This is a genomic window from Psychrobacter sp. UBA3483 (assembly GCF_002377905.1).
In the GTDB taxonomy this organism is placed as follows: domain Bacteria; phylum Pseudomonadota; class Gammaproteobacteria; order Pseudomonadales; family Moraxellaceae; genus Psychrobacter.
Genome location: NZ_DFQS01000011.1, coordinates 26,218 through 44,176, shown reverse-complemented (window position 1 = coordinate 44,176; position 17,959 = coordinate 26,218). Strand labels below are relative to the sequence as shown.

General features: G+C 43.4%; 15 protein-coding genes. 9 read left to right on the top strand and 6 right to left on the bottom strand.

Going from position 1 to position 17,959, the window contains the following annotated elements:
* The first annotated feature begins 260 nt into the window (after nucleotides 1–260).
* On the top strand, nucleotides 261–1,061 hold the full coding sequence (locus B2866_RS02375; RefSeq protein WP_296190334.1) for a DUF2310 family Zn-ribbon-containing protein: 801 nt from the start codon (nucleotides 261–263) through the stop codon (nucleotides 1,059–1,061).
* Between the two features lie 243 nt (nucleotides 1,062–1,304).
* Here the strand turns inward: B2866_RS02375 and B2866_RS02370 are convergent, their stop codons facing one another.
* The 3 genes from B2866_RS02370 to B2866_RS02360 form a co-directional block, all read right to left on the bottom strand.
* Nucleotides 1,305–1,769, bottom strand: a complete 465-nt coding sequence (locus B2866_RS02370) for a hypothetical protein (protein WP_296190331.1) — start codon at nucleotides 1,767–1,769, stop codon at nucleotides 1,305–1,307.
* A 179-nt stretch (nucleotides 1,770–1,948) separates the two neighbouring features.
* On the bottom strand, nucleotides 1,949–2,479 hold the full coding sequence (locus B2866_RS02365; RefSeq protein WP_025651820.1) for an inorganic diphosphatase: 531 nt from the start codon (nucleotides 2,477–2,479) through the stop codon (nucleotides 1,949–1,951).
* A 238-nt stretch (nucleotides 2,480–2,717) separates the two neighbouring features.
* On the bottom strand, nucleotides 2,718–3,587 hold the full coding sequence (locus B2866_RS02360; RefSeq protein ID WP_296190329.1) for a lipoyl protein ligase domain-containing protein: 870 nt from the start codon (nucleotides 3,585–3,587) through the stop codon (nucleotides 2,718–2,720).
* Nucleotides 3,588–3,979: 392 nt separating this feature from the next.
* On the opposite strand from B2866_RS02360, the gene B2866_RS02355 reads away from it, so the two are divergent.
* The 5 genes from B2866_RS02355 to pncB all read left to right on the top strand — a co-directional run bounded on the left by B2866_RS02355 (nucleotide 3,980) and on the right by pncB (nucleotide 12,502).
* Nucleotides 3,980–5,512: a coniferyl aldehyde dehydrogenase gene (locus tag B2866_RS02355; protein WP_296190327.1), complete on the top strand. Its 1,533-nt coding sequence runs from the start codon at nucleotides 3,980–3,982 to the stop codon at nucleotides 5,510–5,512.
* A gap of 316 nt (nucleotides 5,513–5,828) precedes the next feature.
* The gene (locus tag B2866_RS02350; protein WP_296190325.1) at nucleotides 5,829–7,787 is read left to right on the top strand and encodes a glycine betaine ABC transporter substrate-binding protein; all 1,959 of its coding nucleotides are present in this window, start codon (nucleotides 5,829–5,831) and stop codon (nucleotides 7,785–7,787) included.
* A 34-nt stretch (nucleotides 7,788–7,821) separates the two neighbouring features.
* A complete protein-coding gene (locus tag B2866_RS02345; RefSeq protein ID WP_296190323.1) occupies nucleotides 7,822–8,733 on the top strand; it encodes an ATP-binding cassette domain-containing protein in 912 nt (303 codons plus the stop codon).
* Nucleotides 8,734–9,133: 400 nt separating this feature from the next.
* Nucleotides 9,134–10,978, top strand: coding sequence for a bifunctional peptide-methionine (S)-S-oxide reductase MsrA/peptide-methionine (R)-S-oxide reductase MsrB (gene msrAB / locus B2866_RS02340; RefSeq protein ID WP_296190321.1), 1,845 nt, complete (start codon nucleotides 9,134–9,136; stop codon nucleotides 10,976–10,978).
* A 282-nt stretch (nucleotides 10,979–11,260) separates the two neighbouring features.
* Nucleotides 11,261–12,502: a nicotinate phosphoribosyltransferase gene (gene pncB, locus B2866_RS02335; protein WP_296190319.1), complete on the top strand. Its 1,242-nt coding sequence runs from the start codon at nucleotides 11,261–11,263 to the stop codon at nucleotides 12,500–12,502.
* Between the two features lie 17 nt (nucleotides 12,503–12,519).
* On the opposite strand, the gene xseB is transcribed toward pncB, so the two are convergent.
* From xseB to B2866_RS02320, 3 genes are all read right to left on the bottom strand, one after another.
* A complete protein-coding gene (xseB, locus tag B2866_RS02330) occupies nucleotides 12,520–12,765 on the bottom strand; it encodes an exodeoxyribonuclease VII small subunit (protein ID WP_201612258.1) in 246 nt (81 codons plus the stop codon).
* Nucleotides 12,766–12,960: 195 nt separating this feature from the next.
* The gene (gene xseA / locus B2866_RS02325; RefSeq protein WP_296190315.1) at nucleotides 12,961–14,490 is read right to left on the bottom strand and encodes an exodeoxyribonuclease VII large subunit; all 1,530 of its coding nucleotides are present in this window, start codon (nucleotides 14,488–14,490) and stop codon (nucleotides 12,961–12,963) included.
* A 206-nt stretch (nucleotides 14,491–14,696) separates the two neighbouring features.
* Nucleotides 14,697–15,065, bottom strand: coding sequence for a hypothetical protein (locus B2866_RS02320; protein WP_296190313.1), 369 nt, complete (start codon nucleotides 15,063–15,065; stop codon nucleotides 14,697–14,699).
* Between the two features lie 186 nt (nucleotides 15,066–15,251).
* Here B2866_RS02320 and B2866_RS02315 point away from each other — a divergent pair, with 186 nt between their 5' ends.
* The 3 genes from B2866_RS02315 to B2866_RS02305 all read left to right on the top strand — a co-directional run bounded on the left by B2866_RS02315 (nucleotide 15,252) and on the right by B2866_RS02305 (nucleotide 17,821).
* The gene (locus B2866_RS02315) at nucleotides 15,252–15,917 is read left to right on the top strand and encodes an alpha/beta hydrolase (protein ID WP_201612311.1); all 666 of its coding nucleotides are present in this window, start codon (nucleotides 15,252–15,254) and stop codon (nucleotides 15,915–15,917) included.
* A 77-nt stretch (nucleotides 15,918–15,994) separates the two neighbouring features.
* Nucleotides 15,995–17,101, top strand: coding sequence for a cell division protein ZapE (zapE, locus tag B2866_RS02310; protein WP_201612312.1), 1,107 nt, complete (start codon nucleotides 15,995–15,997; stop codon nucleotides 17,099–17,101).
* A 45-nt stretch (nucleotides 17,102–17,146) separates the two neighbouring features.
* Complete coding sequence (locus B2866_RS02305; protein WP_296190305.1) at nucleotides 17,147–17,821, top strand: nitroreductase family protein; 675 nt, start codon at nucleotides 17,147–17,149, stop codon at nucleotides 17,819–17,821.
* The last annotated feature ends 138 nt before the right edge of the window (nucleotides 17,822–17,959 follow it).

Genomic DNA, 17,959 nt, shown 5'->3' with positions numbered 1-17,959 from the left:
GCTGTTCGTCCTGTTCGTTAATCAAGATAACACTACAATTTATCATTTACATGCCTATCGTGATGATCTTAAATACATTAGTAGATAGTATTGTTAGGTATACTTAAAAAATCTGCTAATTGTCTGACCAAAATATCCCGATTTTGAGTGTACGGCATTGACGGTATAGGTTAAATTGCCACTACAAGACAGCACTTTAACCAATTTCAACAGCAACATCCCCAACTATATTTAATATAAATTAAGCATGAGATATAAAAATGCACGCCTTTGATATTATCATACCCCAATATACAGGTATCGCTGAAGATGATGACAGCCACGACCATGATGTATTTTGTTATTTAGGAGATTTAGAAGGCAACGGACAAATATTACCCCGTAACCATCATTTAGCTGTTAGCCAAAATGATATTACTCGCGTGACTGTAGTGTGTCCTGAAATGGATGCCCTTGACCGTAAAAATATGAACAGCTATGCCCAAGAAATGCACAATAAAATCGAACAGTTAGCAGGTAAACCCATTCAAACCTTGTATATCGGAGAAGACCATGATTATCCTCTTCCCCGTTATGCCGTACCAACGCAATCTGAATTTTACATGTTGCGTTGGGGCTGGAGTTCGCCTTTACTAGATGGAGTAACCTTACAAGGCATTCCTCTATATAAAACCCCATATACCCAACCTGATCACCCTTGTTATGATAATGTGTGGTCATGGTATCGACAGGCTGAAGCGTTATATCGTTTGTGGCTTGGTTCTCAACCAGTAAGTGAAGCCTTTGCCTTAGAGCAAATGCAAAATCCCAATTCTGAGCATAGCAAAATAGGTCGAGAATTGTGCCGTATCATTGAACAAAGCACAGGTGTACCCACCTATTATTTTTTAATGAATTACCGTGATTGGACAAAGGCAGAAGATATGGAACAAAAATGTCCACTGACAGGGCAGGATTGGCTATTGCCTGCCAATACCTATCACTATATTGATTTTAAATGCGATGAGAGTCGTTTGGTGAGTGAGTTGAGTCAAAATTGGTCGGATGAAAGCGAGGACTGACCGAATGAAAAAATTATTTGTGGTAAGCTCATAAAGCCTATCAAGCATAGAGATAAAAATAATACCCAAACTATCTGTAACCAACCGTGAATCGTCTCGATATTTTCGGAGAGTGTTTTACTGGAATCAGGCACAGGACAAGTTTATTTTCAGTATACCCCAACGGAACCAGCTATTTAACCCTCTAAACCTATTAACAGACCACTTAAAACAGACTGCCATAATGGAACCACTTATAACAGACTAGCCAAAAATTCGCCACATTATCCAAAATAACCCTGCCATCACCGCAGTAATGACCAATAGCCGCTTTGCCCAATAAGGAATAAGCGGTTTTTTATAGCCCAAGTCATTAAGCTGACTGTCAACACCGTCTTGTAGACTTTGGAAGCCTTGCTCCGTTGGCGTAGTCTTAACGCGAGTCTTCGTCAGACGCTCCGACTCTTCTTGCACTTGTTCTCTATCAAAGCTAAAGGCTTGGCTTGGGATACCTTGTTTATTGGCGATAGTATTGAGGGTTTGTTGCTGCTTGTTCTTTAACGCAAGCTCGTAAGCATCTATGCGAGATTTGGCGGCATCCATACTGATATTTTCATCAGCGGCCAAGGTTTTAATTGCCTGCACCAAATTGCCTTTTTCGACCATCATCATCACGGCTTTTGGCAGTTTTTTATTGGCGGGCGTTGAGCCTGAATCAGAGTCAAACATGACAGTCCTTATTTGGGTGTGATAATAGGTAAGTGAGGGTATTATAACCATTTTATCGGCGCAAAATTCAAGCAAAAAAATACCGCAACCATTATCATGTCTGCGGTATTTTCATGGCGCTTATCCTATTTTAATAAAAAAATGGCAATAAACGCTTCTTATAAATTATCTAGGACAATTTATAGGTCTTTCCAGCGTTGGATAGACTCTTTGATGACTTCTTTAGCTTCTGCGACGTCACCCCAAGATTCGACCACCGTTGTACCGGCTTTTTTAAGGTCTTTATAGTGGCTGAAATGGAATTGTAATTGGTTGATAAGCTGCTTTGGTAAGTCTTCTAGGCTGTTATAAGCATTGCCTGTATCACGGTCGTCAGCCGGTACGACGACGATTTTGTCATCAACTTCGCCATCATCAACGAATTTCATCACGCCGATTACTTTCGCTTTTAAGAAAATACCAGTAGGCAAAGGCTGTTCTGTGATGATAAGCGCATCTAACTCATCGCCATCTTCATCAAGGGTTTGCGGAATAAAACCATAGTTACAAGGTTTAGCAAAAATCTGTGGATCAACACGGTCAAGCTCAAAAACTGCCAATTCGCGATTCCACTCAATTTTATGGCTGCTACCAGTTGGGATTTCTACGACCACATTAATGATGCCGCCATCGACGTCGCCTGCGTCCAAAATTTTATTAAAATCTGCCATAAATTGCTCCAAGGTGCTTTTGTTATGAATGCTTCAATGATAAAGGGTTAGATGTTGGCGCGCTAAGGTTATTGCTGCGCCCAATTTGTGCGCCTGCGATTATAACAAGTTTGACTCAAATTTTCTCACAATGCTTAAGTCTAAGCGTGCACGATATTATGCAAAAAAGGATTATGCAAAGAACAGTATTTAATTTAAAAAACTGTGTAAGCAAGACTGTATAAAAAAACTTGGAAAATTACTTTGGGGCGAGGGCACGTAATTGGATATGTCCAGCATGACGCTTGGCAATATTATCGATAAGTTTTTTGGTCACTTGCTCATAGCTTAAACAGTTGGTCATTGCTGGCATAGATTTTTCCGCTACCTGCGCTGCCAGTTGTTCATCCTGCGTTTGCCGATCCATCGCAACGAAGTCAGCCAGTCGTAACATTTGCATGCCCGCATAGCCGCACGGATTAATCGCATTAAAGGCGGATAAGTCACAATCTAAATTAATCGCAACGCCATGATAGCTAAAACCATGCTTGATTTTAAAGCCAAGTGAGGCGATTTTACCCAGCATAATGGCGTCATCGGTCGGAAGCTCAGTGAGTGGTTGAGCCTTGTCATTGCTGGCAGTATTTAGATGGCTATATAAATAAACACCGGGCGCATCACGGCGGGCATGGGCGCTGATATCGGCACTGGTATTGACACTATTAGACGCGTGGCTCTTTAGGCAGTCATTGACGACATCTTCAATCGCTTGCTCGGCGTGCGATACCATATTGCGCACACTCCAACCCAGACTTTCCAAATCAAATAACCAATAGATAACCAACTGTCCATGCCCGTGCCATGTCACCTGACCGCCGCGGTCGGTCTTGATAATCGGCGTATTGGTACGTTGTAGGATATGCTCTTCTTTACCGGCTTGTCCAAGCGTATAGACATCATTGTGATCGACAATCCATAGCTCGTCAGGCGTGCGTAGACCTTGCTCTTTTTTCAGCGCGATACGCGCTAACGTACGCGATAGCATAGCATCAAGGGTAGGGACGTAATCAGCAGCTGAGAGTGATTTGCTGACCAGCATATCATTGAGGGGTTGCGCGGTATTTTGCATGAGAGTGATTGTCTTATGGTTTTGTTATTAAAAAAGGGGCTTCTTATTGATATTTAGTGTAGCAGTTTTAGCTTTTGTGCCCAAATCTAAATTTTGCTGTTTAATGTATGAATTAATTGTCCGAGCTGCGTTAAAAATACTGTTAAATTGCGGCAATATAACCCTTGCCTGACACGTATTTCATACAAACCCAGTAGTCAATCAAAGGTGCTGTTCATTGATTGGACAATGCGCTACATTAAACGGCATTGAATAAAATAGTGTTTAGCAGCATTGAATGGAATCTCAGGCGCTTTTCGTACTTTAGCGACTGCTTATTTTAACGACCATAGATTCAGAGTCCTAAATCGATAATAGCGTACCGACTCTAACGCTTATAACAAGGAAGGTAAATGACTGATAACAATCAAACGACTGCGTTTCAAAACGAGCAGTCTTCAAATAACCAAGATGTAAGCAATCAAGATTCAAATAGCCAAACTCAAGCCTCAAATTATACCAATGATGCCAACGAATCCCTTAGCATTATTAAGAGCGTCGCTGATATGCAGGCGCAATTTTCGCGCTTGCAAAAACTGAGCCGCACGCAGCCTATCAATGATTGGGCCACGCGTGAAAATCAACTCGACAATTTAGAGGTGATGCTGAGCGACAATCAAGAATTACTTGCCAAAGCGATTAGCGCTGATTTTGGTTATCGCAGTGAGTCGGAAACCCAGTTTGCTGAGCTGTTTCCAAGCTTTACTGGTATCAGTCATGCCAAAAAGAATGGTAAAAAATGGATGAAGCCGCAGCGGGTATCGATTTCAGCGCTTTATATGCCAGCTCATAATGAGATTCAGCCGCAGCCGCTTGGCGTGGTCGGTATTATGGTGCCTTGGAATTACCCGCTATTTTTAGCAGTCGGACCGATGATTGATGCGCTGGTAGCGGGCAATCGCATTATGATTAAGATGAGCGAGGCGGCACCGCAATTTGCTCAAACCTTTGCTGAGACTATTTCGCGTTATTTTTCACCGGATATGGTTTCTGTGGTGATTGGCGAAGTTGAGATTGCCGAAGCCTTTAGTAAACTGCCTTTTGACCATTTATTGTATACCGGCTCGACTGCGGTCGGCAAAAAAGTCATGGCGGCGGCGGCACCGAACTTAACGCCAGTCACCCTTGAGCTGGGTGGTAAGTCGCCGGTTGTCGTTTTAGAAGGTGCTAATTTAGAAAACGCTGTTAATCGCGTGATGATGGGTAAAACGCTTAATGCGGGTCAAACCTGTATTGCGCCTGATTATGTATTGGTTCAACGTCAATATCATGAGGAGTTTACCCGTCTGGCAAAAGAGTGGATGGAAAAGCATTATCCCAATATTGCAGACAATCCTGATTACTCGCACATCATCAACGGCGAGCAGTTTAAACGCGTCAAAGGCTATCTCGATGATCTAGAAGATGACCATATCCATCAGTTGACGGATGCAGATGCTGATCACGACAGCCGCCTGATGCCGCCAGTGATTGTCAAAGAGCCTGCGCCTGATAGTGAACTGATGCAAAACGAGATTTTTGCGCCGATTTTGCCCTTGATGCACTATGACACTCTCGATGATGCTATTGATTTTATCAATGAGCGTCCACGCCCGTTGGCACTTTATGTCTTTGGTGACAACAGCAGCGAGATAGATCAGGTGCGTAACAATACGGTGTCAGGCGGTCTGTGTATCAATGAAGTCATTATGCATGTGGCGCAGCATGACTTGCCGTTCGGCGGGGTTGGGCACTCAGGTACGGGCGCTTACCACGGTAAAGCTGGTTTTGAGCGTCTTAGTCATATGAAGCCGGTATTCATACAATCGAAGCTCAATGGTCTTAATATTTTATTGCCGCCGTATGGTGGTGTATTTAAAAAAGCCATGGCACTGTTTTTAAAATAACAATACGCTCTAAATAAGTAGCGTTATAAAAAATAGCATCTACTCAGGTAGGTGCTATTTTTTATCTAAAAGTTAATCCATTACCTTCAGAACATTCAAAATAAGTAGTTAAAAACCGCTTTTTAGAATGAATGAGCATTTGTCATCTTGTCTATAAATAGCTACACTTTGTAGACCACCTAAACAAAATGAAGCTAGTTTTTAGACGCACTCTAAGTAAATAAATTAATAATAAACAACAGACTTTAGGTGTAAAAATAAGCTTTACTAAACTTAGAGATAATTTTAAGAATAATAACGATAAATAGGATCTGCCGTGCGCCAATGGATTGCTTTTAGCTTATTATTGATAAGCTCACTCATATTGTCTTTACCAGTATCTGCTGCTGTATCAAGTTGTGATGCGCCGATTAAATTTGGTGCGCTCACGTGGGAGAGTGGGCAATTTACCACTGGGGTGTTGAAATATATCACTGAAAACGGCTATGGCTGTCAAGTGACTGAGATACCGGGCGCAGGTCCGGCGCTTGAAAATGCGCTGCTGCAAGATGATATCCAAGTCATCGGTGAGCAGTGGATAGGGCGCTCGCCGATTTTAGAGCAAGCGATCGAGGACAAAAAGGTGGCGATCATTGGCGACACGCTTGAAGGCGGTGCGACCCAAGGATGGTATGTGCCTAAATATGTTCTAGAGGAAAATCCGGGTCTGCGTCGTTATCAAGATTTGCCCAAATACGCTGAGCTATTTAAAGATCCTGAAGACCCGCGCAAGTCGCGCTTTATGAACTGTCCGTCAGGATGGGCGTGTGAGATTTTTAATACCCGTTTATTAAAAAATACCGGTTTAGATAAGACTTTTAACAGTGTTCATCCTGGTACTGGCGCCGCGCTCGATGCCGAAATATCCTCTGCTTTTGAACAGCATAAACCCTTATTGTTTTATTACTGGCAACCAACTGGGCTCATGGCAAAATACGACTTTGCGCCATTAGAGTTCCCTGCGCACGATGACGCCTGTTGGCAAGATTTATTAATAGCTGATGGTACTTCTGATTGCATCTCAGGCTTTCCTGTTTCTCCTTTAAGTATCGCGGTATCGACGCCTTTTATACAATCTAATCCTGAGCTGACCGATTTTTTTAAACAAGTTAAATTTACCCCGGATCAGCTCAACGGCGCTATTTTAGAGATGAGTGAAAACAAGCGCAGCGGTGATGAGCAAGCGCTGGTATTTTTACGTCAAAATCCTGATATTTGGCAGACGTGGATAACGCCAGAAGCGGCGCAGAAGATGGCGGCGACGCTTGGTATCAGCCTGAATGGTGGCGCTTTGTCAAATAACGCTGCCTCAAATAGATCAACAAACAATAATACCGCTAACTTATTCAGCGTGTCCTCAAGCTTTCCTGCATGGTCGCTTGAAACGTCGCTCAATAACGTCTTAGCGACTGTGGTTAGAAACTATGGTGACGTTTTTCGCAGTGTTAGTAGCGCCGCTTTAACCTATCTATTGTTGCCCATCGAGCGCTTTTTAACCTTTATGCCGCCGTGGCTAATCATTGCGCTGGTGACCGTATTGGCATGGTTTGGTGTTCGTAAAATATGGTTCGCGTTGGCATGTGGCGTCGGATTATTTCTAATTGGTGCGTTTGGACTATGGGGTGCGCTGATTGATACTTTTGCGCTGCTTATTGTATCAGTACTGGTCACGGTGGTGGTTGGTATTCCAATCGGTATCGCCATGTCTGGCAGTAAAATACTGCGTAAAATTATCACACCGATACTCGATGTGATGCAGACCATGCCAAGCTTTGTCTATTTAATACCCGTTCTGATGTTATTTGGCATCGGTAAAGTGCCCGCGCTATTTGCCACCATTATTTATGCCTTGCCGCCGCTGATTCGGCTGACCACTTTGGGCATTACCCAAGTCAATCATGAAATGATCGAAGCGGGGCGCTCATTTGGTAGCACGCATCTGCAATTGCTGATTTGGATTAAATTGCCGCAAGCGCTGCCCAGTATCATGGCGGGTATCAATCAAGCGGTCATGATGTCGCTGTCTATGGTGGTGCTAGCCTCTATGATTGGCGCGCCAGGTCTTGGTGAAGATGTATTGCAATCGATTCAAACGCTCAATATCGGTCAAGGCTTACAAGCGGGTACTGCTATTGTCATTGTCGCTATCATTATTGACCGTATCACGCAAGCCTTTGGCCAAGGAAAACGGGCGCGGCAAAAAACCATTGATGCCGGCAGACGCCCGATTGGTTAATGATGAATCGTAAAAATAAAAAATGAGAGCTACAATGAACCATATTCAATTAGAAAATATCAGTAAAATTTATAATGCCAATAGCTCGCAAGCGCAGTCGGCCTTGGCATTATTGGCAGAAGGTATGGACAGCATTGCCGTCAAAAAGCAGACCGGCTATTCAGTCGGGCTTTATGATATTAATTTAAGCGTTAAAGCGGGCGAGCTGCATTGTATCATGGGCTTGTCAGGTTCTGGTAAATCAACCTTGATACGTCATATCAATCGTTTAATTGACCCGACTAGTGGCAAAATTTGGGTGGATACCGCTATTAACGCGAAAGAATCTACAGAGGGAACTGTCTCTAATTCAGCGGTCGCAAGCGAAGAGCAATTACCGGCTAGAAACGAAAAGTCTTCTGCTATTAATATCCTAGCACTCAATGATAAAGAGCTACAGCACTATCGTCAGCAAACAGTCAGTATGGTGTTTCAGCATTTTGGTTTGGTGCCTCATATGACGGTGCTACAAAATGTCGCTTACGGTTTACGTGTGCGCAAAATGAGTACCAAGGAGCGCCATGAAGTGGCAAGTTATTGGCTCAATGAGGTCGGGCTACCCAATCTAGAACGCAGCTATCCTGATGAATTATCTGGCGGTATGCAGCAGCGGGTAGGACTGGCACGGGCGTTGGCGACCGACAATCCAATATTGCTGATAGATGAGGCATTCTCCGCACTTGATCCCCTTATTCGCGCGCAGCTACAAGACCAGTTGCTTGATTTACAAGAACGGCTTAATAAAACCATCGTCTTTATTACCCATGATATCGATGAAGCAGTCAAAGTTGGTCAACGTATCAGTATTTTAAATGGTGGGCGGCTGGTACAAACTGGTAGTGCAACTGAGTTACGCAATAATCCCGCTGATGATTATGTGGCGCAATTTATGGGTGCTAAAAGTTAACTACCTTATATTCTTAACCTAACTGATATTGACTATTAAATGTCTTATTAAGTGATTGATTAGTTTCGTAATATTGATTTTTTATTATTTTATCCTCATATAAATATAATCGCCCATTAATAATTGCTCACATCATTTCTTTGTGCTCACTTGTGTATATCACTACTCTTACGGCGTTGTTAAAGAAGTGTAGCAACCGCTTATTTACTATTAAAGTAGACTCCACTAACTATGTATACTATTAAGATGGTCTAATGTCTTTGTCATTCTTTTTATTTTCATATATCTCGCAATCTATTTGCTTTCACTAACATTCATTCTGCTTTATTGATTTTGAATACGCTTGACAATTATTAATCATTAAGCGGGTGCACGTAATATTTTGTGAAAAGGATACTTCATGCTACCTGATAAACAAGATAATAAGTCTCATCATACCAATCGCTTTGATAAGGGCAGCAACCCTCATGATTTAGCGACACAGTCCCCACGAACAGCTGCGCGTTGGTTAAAAAACGTCAGTGCTTTTGGGGTAACGATGGTGTTAAGTGCAGGGATTTTGGTTGCTTGCGGGCAAATGAGTGGCGCAGAAAATAATGCTAAGAACAATGCCAGTAGTAGCACCAGTAGCCAAAACAGCGGCGTAAAAAGCTCACGTGATATGTTGCCATCTGACATGCTGGGGCAAATGCAGGCTTTACCGCAACTGACCAAGGGTTTGGGCAACACAGGTGCGGCGGTCATTGACCCCAATAAACCTACTTTGATTAAGTTTTGGGCAAGCTGGTGCCCGTTATGTCTAGGCACGCTTGCAGAAACCGAAGAGTGGCGTACCGATCCTAAGTTTGCCGGTTTAAACCTTGTTACCGTTGCCAGTCCCGGTCAGCTTAATGAAAAAGCCGAGAGCGATTTCAGGACTTGGTATGCAGGCGTGCAAGCCGACTATCCAAAGCTACCGGTATTATCAGACGCTTCAGGTGAGCTGATTAATAAGCTTGGCGTGCAAGTGTACCCAAGCTGGGCGATACTCGATAAAAAAGGCAATTTGGTGCATTTGGTCAAAGGTAATATATCAGCAGAGCAAGCCTATGCCCTTGCTGAAAACGCTGATAATGACTTTGCCGAGCTAAAAGCCGGTAATGCCAAACCGGCAAACGCCCAAGCATTAGATAATAACAGTAAGATTGAAACCATCAAGCAAAAAGATGGCGTCTACTATAACGATAAAGGTAAGGCAATTAATACGCGCTCAATCTACTTGGCTGGTGGCTGTTTCTGGGGCGTCGAAGCTTATATGGAGCGCGTCGAAGGTGTCGTTGATGCGGTCTCAGGCTATGCCAATGGCGACACGGCCAATCCAAGCTATGAGCAAGTGATTCGTGGTTCAGGTCATGCTGAGACGGTTAAGGTTACTTATGATGCTGATAAAACCGATCTCGATACTATTTTAAAATACTACTTGCGCGTGATAGATCCAACCAGCCTAAATAAGCAAGGCAATGATCGCGGTGTCCAGTATCGGTCGGGCGTTTATTACACCGATAAAGCAGACAAAGCGGTGATTGATGCGGCGCTCAAACGTATCCAAAGCCAGTATAAACAAAAAGTCGTGGTAGAAAATAAGCCTTTAGATAACTTCTATTTAGCTGAAATGTATCATCAAGATTATTTGGCAAAAAATCCAAATGGCTATTGTCATGTCGATTTAAGCCTTGCCGATGATAAACCAGAAGGCACGGCGCGAACCAAGCTTGCACCGGTCAGCACGGTTGCTGAAACTTTAGATCCCAAACGCTATACGAACTTTGATAAAGGCGCGCTAAAAAACACCCTAACCAAAGCCCAGTACAATATCACCCAAGAGGCAGCGACAGAACGTGCGTTTAGTCATGAGTATGATGATTTGTTTGCACCCGGCATTTATGTCGATGTGGTGAGCGGTGAGCCGTTGTTTTTATCCACCGATAAGTACCAATCTGGCTGCGGCTGGCCAAGCTTTACCAAGCCAATTGATAAGCAAGTCATTACCCAACATGAGGATGCCGCCTTTAATATGGTGCGTACCGAGATTCGCTCGCGGGTCGCAGACTCGCATTTGGGTCATGTATTCCCAGATGGTCCCAAAGACCGTGGCGGTTTGCGCTATTGTATTAATGGCGGGGCGCTACAATTTATCCCAGTCGATGTGATGCCACAGTCAGGCTATGCGCCGTTGGTAAAATTGGTAAAGCCTGCAAAACCTTAATGATTGATATTGAAAATTAAAACTATGATGAGACGTTAAGCTTATGCCTGACGTCTTTTTTATGGCTGATATTCCAAACTTATAGATCAGAGTAAAAGGATGGATACGTTTATTATCGTTGTATTTTTGCTGTTATAAGCGTTGAGTTATGAAAAACAAGGCAAACTTCGTTATACTCAAAATCTGAACCTTTTTTATTATTGGCATCTTGATAATTATTGATAGCTATTTCGTCGCTCGCTTTGTTTGGCGGCTTTTCTTTTTTGCATTTAAGGCTGTAACATGACCGTTACTCATACTGCTAAAACTTTTGAACCTATTATCACCTCGTTACTGGATAACGACTTATATAAATTTACCATGCTACAAGCCATGCTGCATCAGTTTCCGCAGACCCATGGGGTGTACCGTTTTCGCTGCCGCAATAACGAAGATACGCTGTATCCGTTGGCAGATATCAAAGAAGATTTAGAGCAACAGCTAGACAGCTTGTGTGAATTGCGATTCTTAGAAGATGAGCTGGAGTATTTGCGTGGATTGCGCTTTATGCGTTCAGACTTCGTTGATTATCTAGAATTATTTAAGCTAAAACGCCGTTTTATCACCGTTAGCACCGATGAAAAAGGTCGCTTGTTTATTGACATCGAAGGGCCTATGATTCAAGCGATGTTCTTTGAGGTATTTGTCTTAGCCATTGTTAATGAGCTATATTTTAGTGCTTTATCTAATGTCAGCGTCATTGAGGAAGGGCAGCGCAGGTTGGATGGAAAAGTTGAGTTATTGCATCAGTATGCGGTGAAGCAGGAAAAATATGATAATAATACACCGCCATTTATCGTCGCTGATTTTGGTACTCGTAGGCGTTTTAGCAAAGTCTGGCAAGTGCATGTGGTTGAGACTTTACACAAAGCGGAACCAAAAATCGTTAGCGGTACGTCAAACGTTTATTTAGCAAAAAAACTCGGCATGACGCCAATTGGTACAATGGCACATGAGTTTATGCAGGCATTTCAGGCATTGGATGTGCGTTTGCGTGATTCACAAAAAGCGGCGCTTGAAGCGTGGGTACATGAATATCGTGGCGATTTGGGTATTGCACTGACCGACGTCGTTGGCATGGATGCGTTCTTACGCGATTTTGATTTGTATTTTGCCAAGCTGTTCGATGGACTGCGTCATGACAGCGGCGACCCTTATATTTGGGGTGACAAGGCCATTGCCCATTATAAGAAATTAAAGATAGACCCAAGAACCAAAATTTTAACCTTTAGTGATGGCTTGGATTTAAATAAAGCTTGGGATTTACATCAGTACTTTAGAGGTCAAATAAGAACCAGCTTTGGCATTGGCACCAATTTGACCAATGATATGGGTATCACACCGATTAATATCGTCTTAAAATTGGTTGAGTGCAATGGGCAGCCGGTTGCCAAATTGTCAGACAGCCCAGGCAAGACCATGATCAATAATGATACCTATCTTGCCTATTTGCGCCAAGTATTTGAAGTCGATGAGCCAGAATAAAGCTGACTTAACTTAGTTTAAATGTCGCTGTTCTCTGTATTGTCATCTTCGGCGAAAGCGGCATCTAATGCTTGCTGCACGGCATTGATACGAGTTTCGCAAACACGATAGGCGGCAATCGACTCTTCAACCGTTGTCATCAGATTATCGATATCTGGCTCGTCTTGCTGCTGTAGTTCAGCGGCATTGGTTTTTAAAATATCATAAGCTGCCTTAAAAGTTTTTGGGGCGGCTTTTTTACGTTTGCGAGTAGGGGTCGTCATAAGGTTTCCTAATATTCACATTAGTTTAAGAAAAAATATAGAAAGAAAGGTAGATAAAAAGTTGTTAAATATTTTAGTTTTAGGAGTCTGCTGCTGGTATAAGTTTTCTTTGCTTGCTGTGTGACTTCGTCACTGTTCGAGGCTACGCAAAACTTATCCCAGCAGCTCTGTATTTTTATGGCAAATAGACTATAACTAATTGGTCTCCACATCAATAATTTGTGCTTTTGCCTTACCGTCCTTTAAGACGATATGTACCGTTTGTTCAGGATACAGCTGACTACTGCTGGTCAGTATCTGTTTGTCCTTTTTTGCATCAGTGAGCATGGTATAGCCTTGCTTAAGCACGCGAGAGGGACGATGCAAGAGTACGATATCGCGCAGATGTTCGCTATCACGCTGTGCTTGTAGTAACTGCTGCTGGGCACTATGCATAATCGTTTTTTTATTGATTCGACTGTGCGTCGATGCGCTTGCTAACTGCTGATAAGCAGATGTTTGAATTTGCGCGTGCAAATCGTTGGTGAGTCTGGCAGCTTGCTTGACTTGGCGTTGGGCGCTTTGCTGAATACTACGCCAAGCATAGTCGCTGTCTTTTTGCAGGGCGGTCAATTGGCCAATCGTTTGCGATTGTATTTGGCTTAATTGACGTGTTGTCTGTTGCTCAGCGCTATTTAATTGCCGCTGCGCTGCTTGTTTGATTTGCGCTTGGTATTGCAGCGTTTGCGTGACGAGCTGGGCTAAATGCGCCATGATAGCAGCAATCACTTTTGATGGCGTATCGAAGCTGGTGTGCGCCACTTCATCTAAAATCACTTTATCACGTTCATGACCGATACCGACCCAGACAGGGATAGGCTGCTCGGCCACGAGGGCAGCAAGCTCGTAATCATTGAGATAGGCTAAATCACCAACCGCGCCGCCGCCACGGATAATGACTAATAAATCAGGTAGGCGCTGATAGGTGTCATAAAACTGTTGCCCCGCGCTGACGATAGCTTCACGGATTTCGCTTGGTGCGTGATTGCCTTGAAAAGTGGCGTGATGATAATGAAAATGACAGGCACCTGTACAAGCTAAGCGGTCCGCATCGGCTTGAAAGTCGCCCAATCCCGCCGCTTTTTCAGGGGCAATGACTAAGACATGCTCGATATCAAATGGGGCGGGTAGCTGCTGATTCAGGTTTAATAAGCCTTCGCCCGTCAAGCGGTCGACCATCTCCGCATATTGCCGCGCCAAGTCGCCTAAAGTGTAGCTTGGGTCAATATCTTCAATCGTCAGTGAGAAACCGTATTGTGCATGAAAGCCTGCCGATACTTTGAGTAAGACGGTCAAATCACGGTCAAGCGGCATGCCGGTTGCGCGCTCAAACTTTGCTAAGACGCGCGCCGCTTTAAAGCGCCAAAGATTACCACGGCAGCTGGCAATAACTTTACCGTCGTCATCTTTTTCTGCTAGCTCAAAGTAATAATGCCCACCTTTACTTGATAGGTTGCGAATCTCAGCTTTTACCCATACGCGGTGATTAAAGGTCTGTTTGATGACCATATCGACCGCCGATAAGTAATCACTTAGGCGCAAAACCGTATCTTCTAAACTGACTTCCAGACTGTTTTCTTGCTCCGCCAGTTCAGCCTCCAAGGTCGCTAAATCTTTGGCAGGCACCAATACTTTGTCTTTTTTGGAGCTGGTTTGTTTCATATTTGCTAGATTGGGTTTGCGCATAATAGGAGACCAAAGGTAATCGAGGCTGAAAGGCTGAAAGGCTGATGGCGTTAGATTAACTCATCAAAGTAGAGGTTGCAGATATAAAATACCAGACAGGATAGTTTACCCCAAAAGTGCCGCGACAAAAAGTAAAGCCAATAAGCTGCGATGAATATAACAGCTATCTCGCAAACTTATTGGCTAAAGGCTAAATAATGACGGCTTTATTGGCAACGAAAATTAATCATATACTCATAATCATCTTTACGTGATAAGTCTGGTGTGCCCGTCCCAAAGATTGAACCGATGACCGCGCCTGCTTGTCCGACCATACGGCCCGTTTGCTCATTTAAAATACCATTATATTTTACTTTGTCATCAACGATAATCACTTGTTTTCTTCCACAGGTTTTTTGCGCACTGTCTATCGCATTTTGCTGAGCTTTGACTTTACTCTCAGCGATGCCCGTGGTTTCATAAATAGAATTGGCGCGCTGAATCACCGGTGAAGAAGGAGTGCTTTGACAGGCACTCAACGCTAACGCCGCCGCTAATGTCGCCGTTAAGGTGGCAGTTTTATTAAAGGTATTCATAATGGTTTCCTTTTTTTCCTATAAGTTAAATATATTGCTCGACAACTTGTATGAATCTAACGTATTGCGACGAGGAGTGTCTAGGCGGTTATTGTGTGCAACGTTGCAGGTACACAGCAAATTACTTGAAATATAAACCATATCTAGGATAATTGACCTATTCACTTTTAACCAATAAGTAAATTTATGCAACTGATTCCTGCTCCTGCTGGCGTGCTCGAAGTCGACGCGCTATGGCAACAAGACAATCCTAAAGATACTAATACCGATACAGTGGCGCTACTTTGCCATCCCAATCCGTTATTTGAAGGCACAATGAACAATAAAGTGGTTACGACCATGTATCGTTTTGCTCGTGATAACGGCATGCATGTGGTACGTTTTAACTTTCGCGGCGTTGGTCAGTCAACCGGCGAACACGACTACGCAGATGGGGAGGTAGTCGATGCGATGACCGTGCTACAATGGATTGCAGAGCAGACCAACGCTCGTAAGTTATGGCTAGGTGGCTTCTCCTTTGGTGGTTATGTGATAGCGCGTGTCGCTGAGCAAATTATGGTATCGCCGCACATTTGGGGATTGAGTGATTTTGAAATAGCAAACGTTGCTCTTATCGCACCCTCAGTCGAAAAAAACGCCACCGATGATTTGAGCTTACCGATTGAGAAAACCTTTGAGATATATGGTAATGAAGACAATGTGGTTGCGCCTGCTATCATGCAGGAGTTTGCTGAGCGTCTCGGACTGCCGGTTAGTATCGTTGATGGCGCTGGGCACTTTTTTCACGGACGTTTATCTGAGCTTAAAGGTTTATTAGAAAAGCATAGTTTTGGGTCTAAAGATTCGCACTAAAATAGATTTTGTTAGCCCGTTTAGCTAACAATGCTTTTAGTTTTTTATATTTATTTTGTCTAATGATGAGTCGTATTATGAGTTTATCTCCCTTGCAACGTTATGAGCAGGCCATCAGCACTGATGAGTTTACTCGAGATGAGCAGCAATATCAGGCAATGAGCTATTTAGATGGTTTGTATCATCAGCTCAATGATAGCGTGGCGCAAAAAAAAGGCTTTTTTAGCTTTCTAAAATCAAAACCCGCTGCGCCCAAAGGCTTATATATGTGGGGCGGAGTAGGACGCGGTAAAACATGGATGATGGATATGTTTTACGACTCTTTGACCATTGAGCGTAAGATGCGCCAACATTTTCACCACTTTATGCAGCGCGTTCATCAAGAGCTAAATAATCTACAAGGCCAGAGCGATCCGCTAGAAAAAGTCGCGGATATCATTTATGCAGAAGCAGTGATTATCTGTTTTGATGAGTTTTTTGTCTCTAACGTCTCAGACGCCATGATTTTGGGCGATTTGTTCACCATGCTATTTAACCGCGGCGTCACCTTGGTTGCGACATCAAATATTGAACCATCAGGACTTTATAAAGATGGTCTACACCGTGATCGCTTTATGCCAGCTATCGCCGAAGTTGAGCGTCATACCACGGTGATGAATATTGACTCTGGCATTGATTATCGTCTGCGTGTCTTACAGCAAGCGGAGTTATATGAATCGCCGTTGACTAAGGCCAATCACCACTGGCTTGCCAACCGTTTCGCTAGTTTGTCTAATAATCAAAAAATCAGCAACGCGCCTATTACTATCAATGGTCGCGAAATCAAAATCAATGCCCGTACTGAAGATATTTTATTTTGTGACTTCCGTCATTTATGTATGGAGCCACGCTCAGCGTCTGATTTTATCGAAATTGCCAAAGAATTTAGCACAGTGTTAATCAATTCTGTGCCCGCTTTGGATGATGATTTGCGTGATCCCACCCGCCGTTTTATTTATCTGGTTGATGAGTTTTATGATCGCCGCGTCAAACTATTGGTAAGAGCAGAGCAGCCAATTCTCGAGCTCTATCAAGGACAAAAATTGGCCTTTGAGATTGAGCGTACACGTTCACGCCTGCTTGAGATGCAGTCAGAAGATTATTTGCGCATGGATCATCGCATCGAAGGCTCAGAAGCGGCGTAAGGCATATCGCTAATGCATTTGCATAATAATAAATAAGGATAAAATATGAATAGTTCTGAAGATAATATGGATAATAGCAACGAACTGAACAGTGATAGTGAAGAAAATCAAGCCGAAAGCCCGAGAGGGGCAAATGCGCAAGTAACCGATGAGCAACTGATTAACTGGATTAAATCAAGACGTAGTATCGGCAATTTGAGCATTCCGGCACCGACAGAAAGCCAGATTAGAGCAGCTATTGATTGTGCGGTTACCGCGCCTGATCATAAAAAACTGCGTCCGTGGCGCTTTATCGTCACTCAAGGTAATGCCCGTCATGACTTGGGCCGTGCTTTTTTAGCAGCTGCTGAAGCACAAGCGGCGCAAGAGGGCGAAGAGCTGTCTGAGAAATCACGCAAGAAAACCTACAATATGCCGCTGCGTGCGCCCGTTATTATTACAGTCGTCACCCACATGCAAGTGCATAAAAAAGTGCCACCTTTTGAGCAAATGCTCAGTGCAGGTGCAGCAGTGCAAAACCTTATTTTGGCACTACAAGCTCAGGGCTTTAGTACGGTTTGGCGTACGGGATTATTGGCTAATGAGCCTGCCGTCAAAGCCTATTTTGACGTTGGCGCAGATGATTATGTCACGGCTTTTGTTTATACTGGCAGCAGTCCTTGCGATATGCCAGCGCGCAAGCCGATTGATATTGAGCCATTACTGCGTTTTGAGTCATAGCGTCGAGACAGGTCTATGATTACGGCGATGTTTCAATAAGGTAATGGCTGTCATAACGCGACACAGCAAAGCAAAACAATGACCAAACTGGTCACGTTATTTCAATAAAATAACGGTTCTATATCAATAATTGTTGAA

Excerpts from the sequence above, each read along its gene's own strand:
- B2866_RS02375 (WP_296190334.1), top strand. The coding sequence starts at position 261 with ATGCACGCCTTTGATATTATCATACCCCAATATACAGGTATCGCTGAA.
- B2866_RS02370 (WP_296190331.1), bottom strand. The coding sequence starts at position 1,769 with ATGTTTGACTCTGATTCAGGCTCAACGCCCGCCAATAAAAAACTGCCA.
- B2866_RS02365 (WP_025651820.1), bottom strand. The coding sequence starts at position 2,479 with ATGGCAGATTTTAATAAAATTTTGGACGCAGGCGACGTCGATGGCGGC.
- B2866_RS02360 (WP_296190329.1), bottom strand. The coding sequence starts at position 3,587 with ATGCAAAATACCGCGCAACCCCTCAATGATATGCTGGTCAGCAAATCA.
- B2866_RS02355 (WP_296190327.1), top strand. The coding sequence starts at position 3,980 with ATGACTGATAACAATCAAACGACTGCGTTTCAAAACGAGCAGTCTTCA.
- B2866_RS02345 (WP_296190323.1), top strand. The coding sequence starts at position 7,822 with ATGAACCATATTCAATTAGAAAATATCAGTAAAATTTATAATGCCAAT.
- msrAB (WP_296190321.1), top strand. The coding sequence starts at position 9,134 with ATGCTACCTGATAAACAAGATAATAAGTCTCATCATACCAATCGCTTT.
- pncB (WP_296190319.1), top strand. The coding sequence starts at position 11,261 with ATGACCGTTACTCATACTGCTAAAACTTTTGAACCTATTATCACCTCG.
- xseB (WP_201612258.1), bottom strand. The coding sequence starts at position 12,765 with ATGACGACCCCTACTCGCAAACGTAAAAAAGCCGCCCCAAAAACTTTT.
- xseA (WP_296190315.1), bottom strand. The coding sequence starts at position 14,490 with ATGCGCAAACCCAATCTAGCAAATATGAAACAAACCAGCTCCAAAAAA.
- B2866_RS02320 (WP_296190313.1), bottom strand. The coding sequence starts at position 15,065 with ATGAATACCTTTAATAAAACTGCCACCTTAACGGCGACATTAGCGGCG.
- B2866_RS02315 (WP_201612311.1), top strand. The coding sequence starts at position 15,252 with ATGCAACTGATTCCTGCTCCTGCTGGCGTGCTCGAAGTCGACGCGCTA.
- zapE (WP_201612312.1), top strand. The coding sequence starts at position 15,995 with ATGAGTTTATCTCCCTTGCAACGTTATGAGCAGGCCATCAGCACTGAT.
- B2866_RS02305 (WP_296190305.1), top strand. The coding sequence starts at position 17,147 with ATGAATAGTTCTGAAGATAATATGGATAATAGCAACGAACTGAACAGT.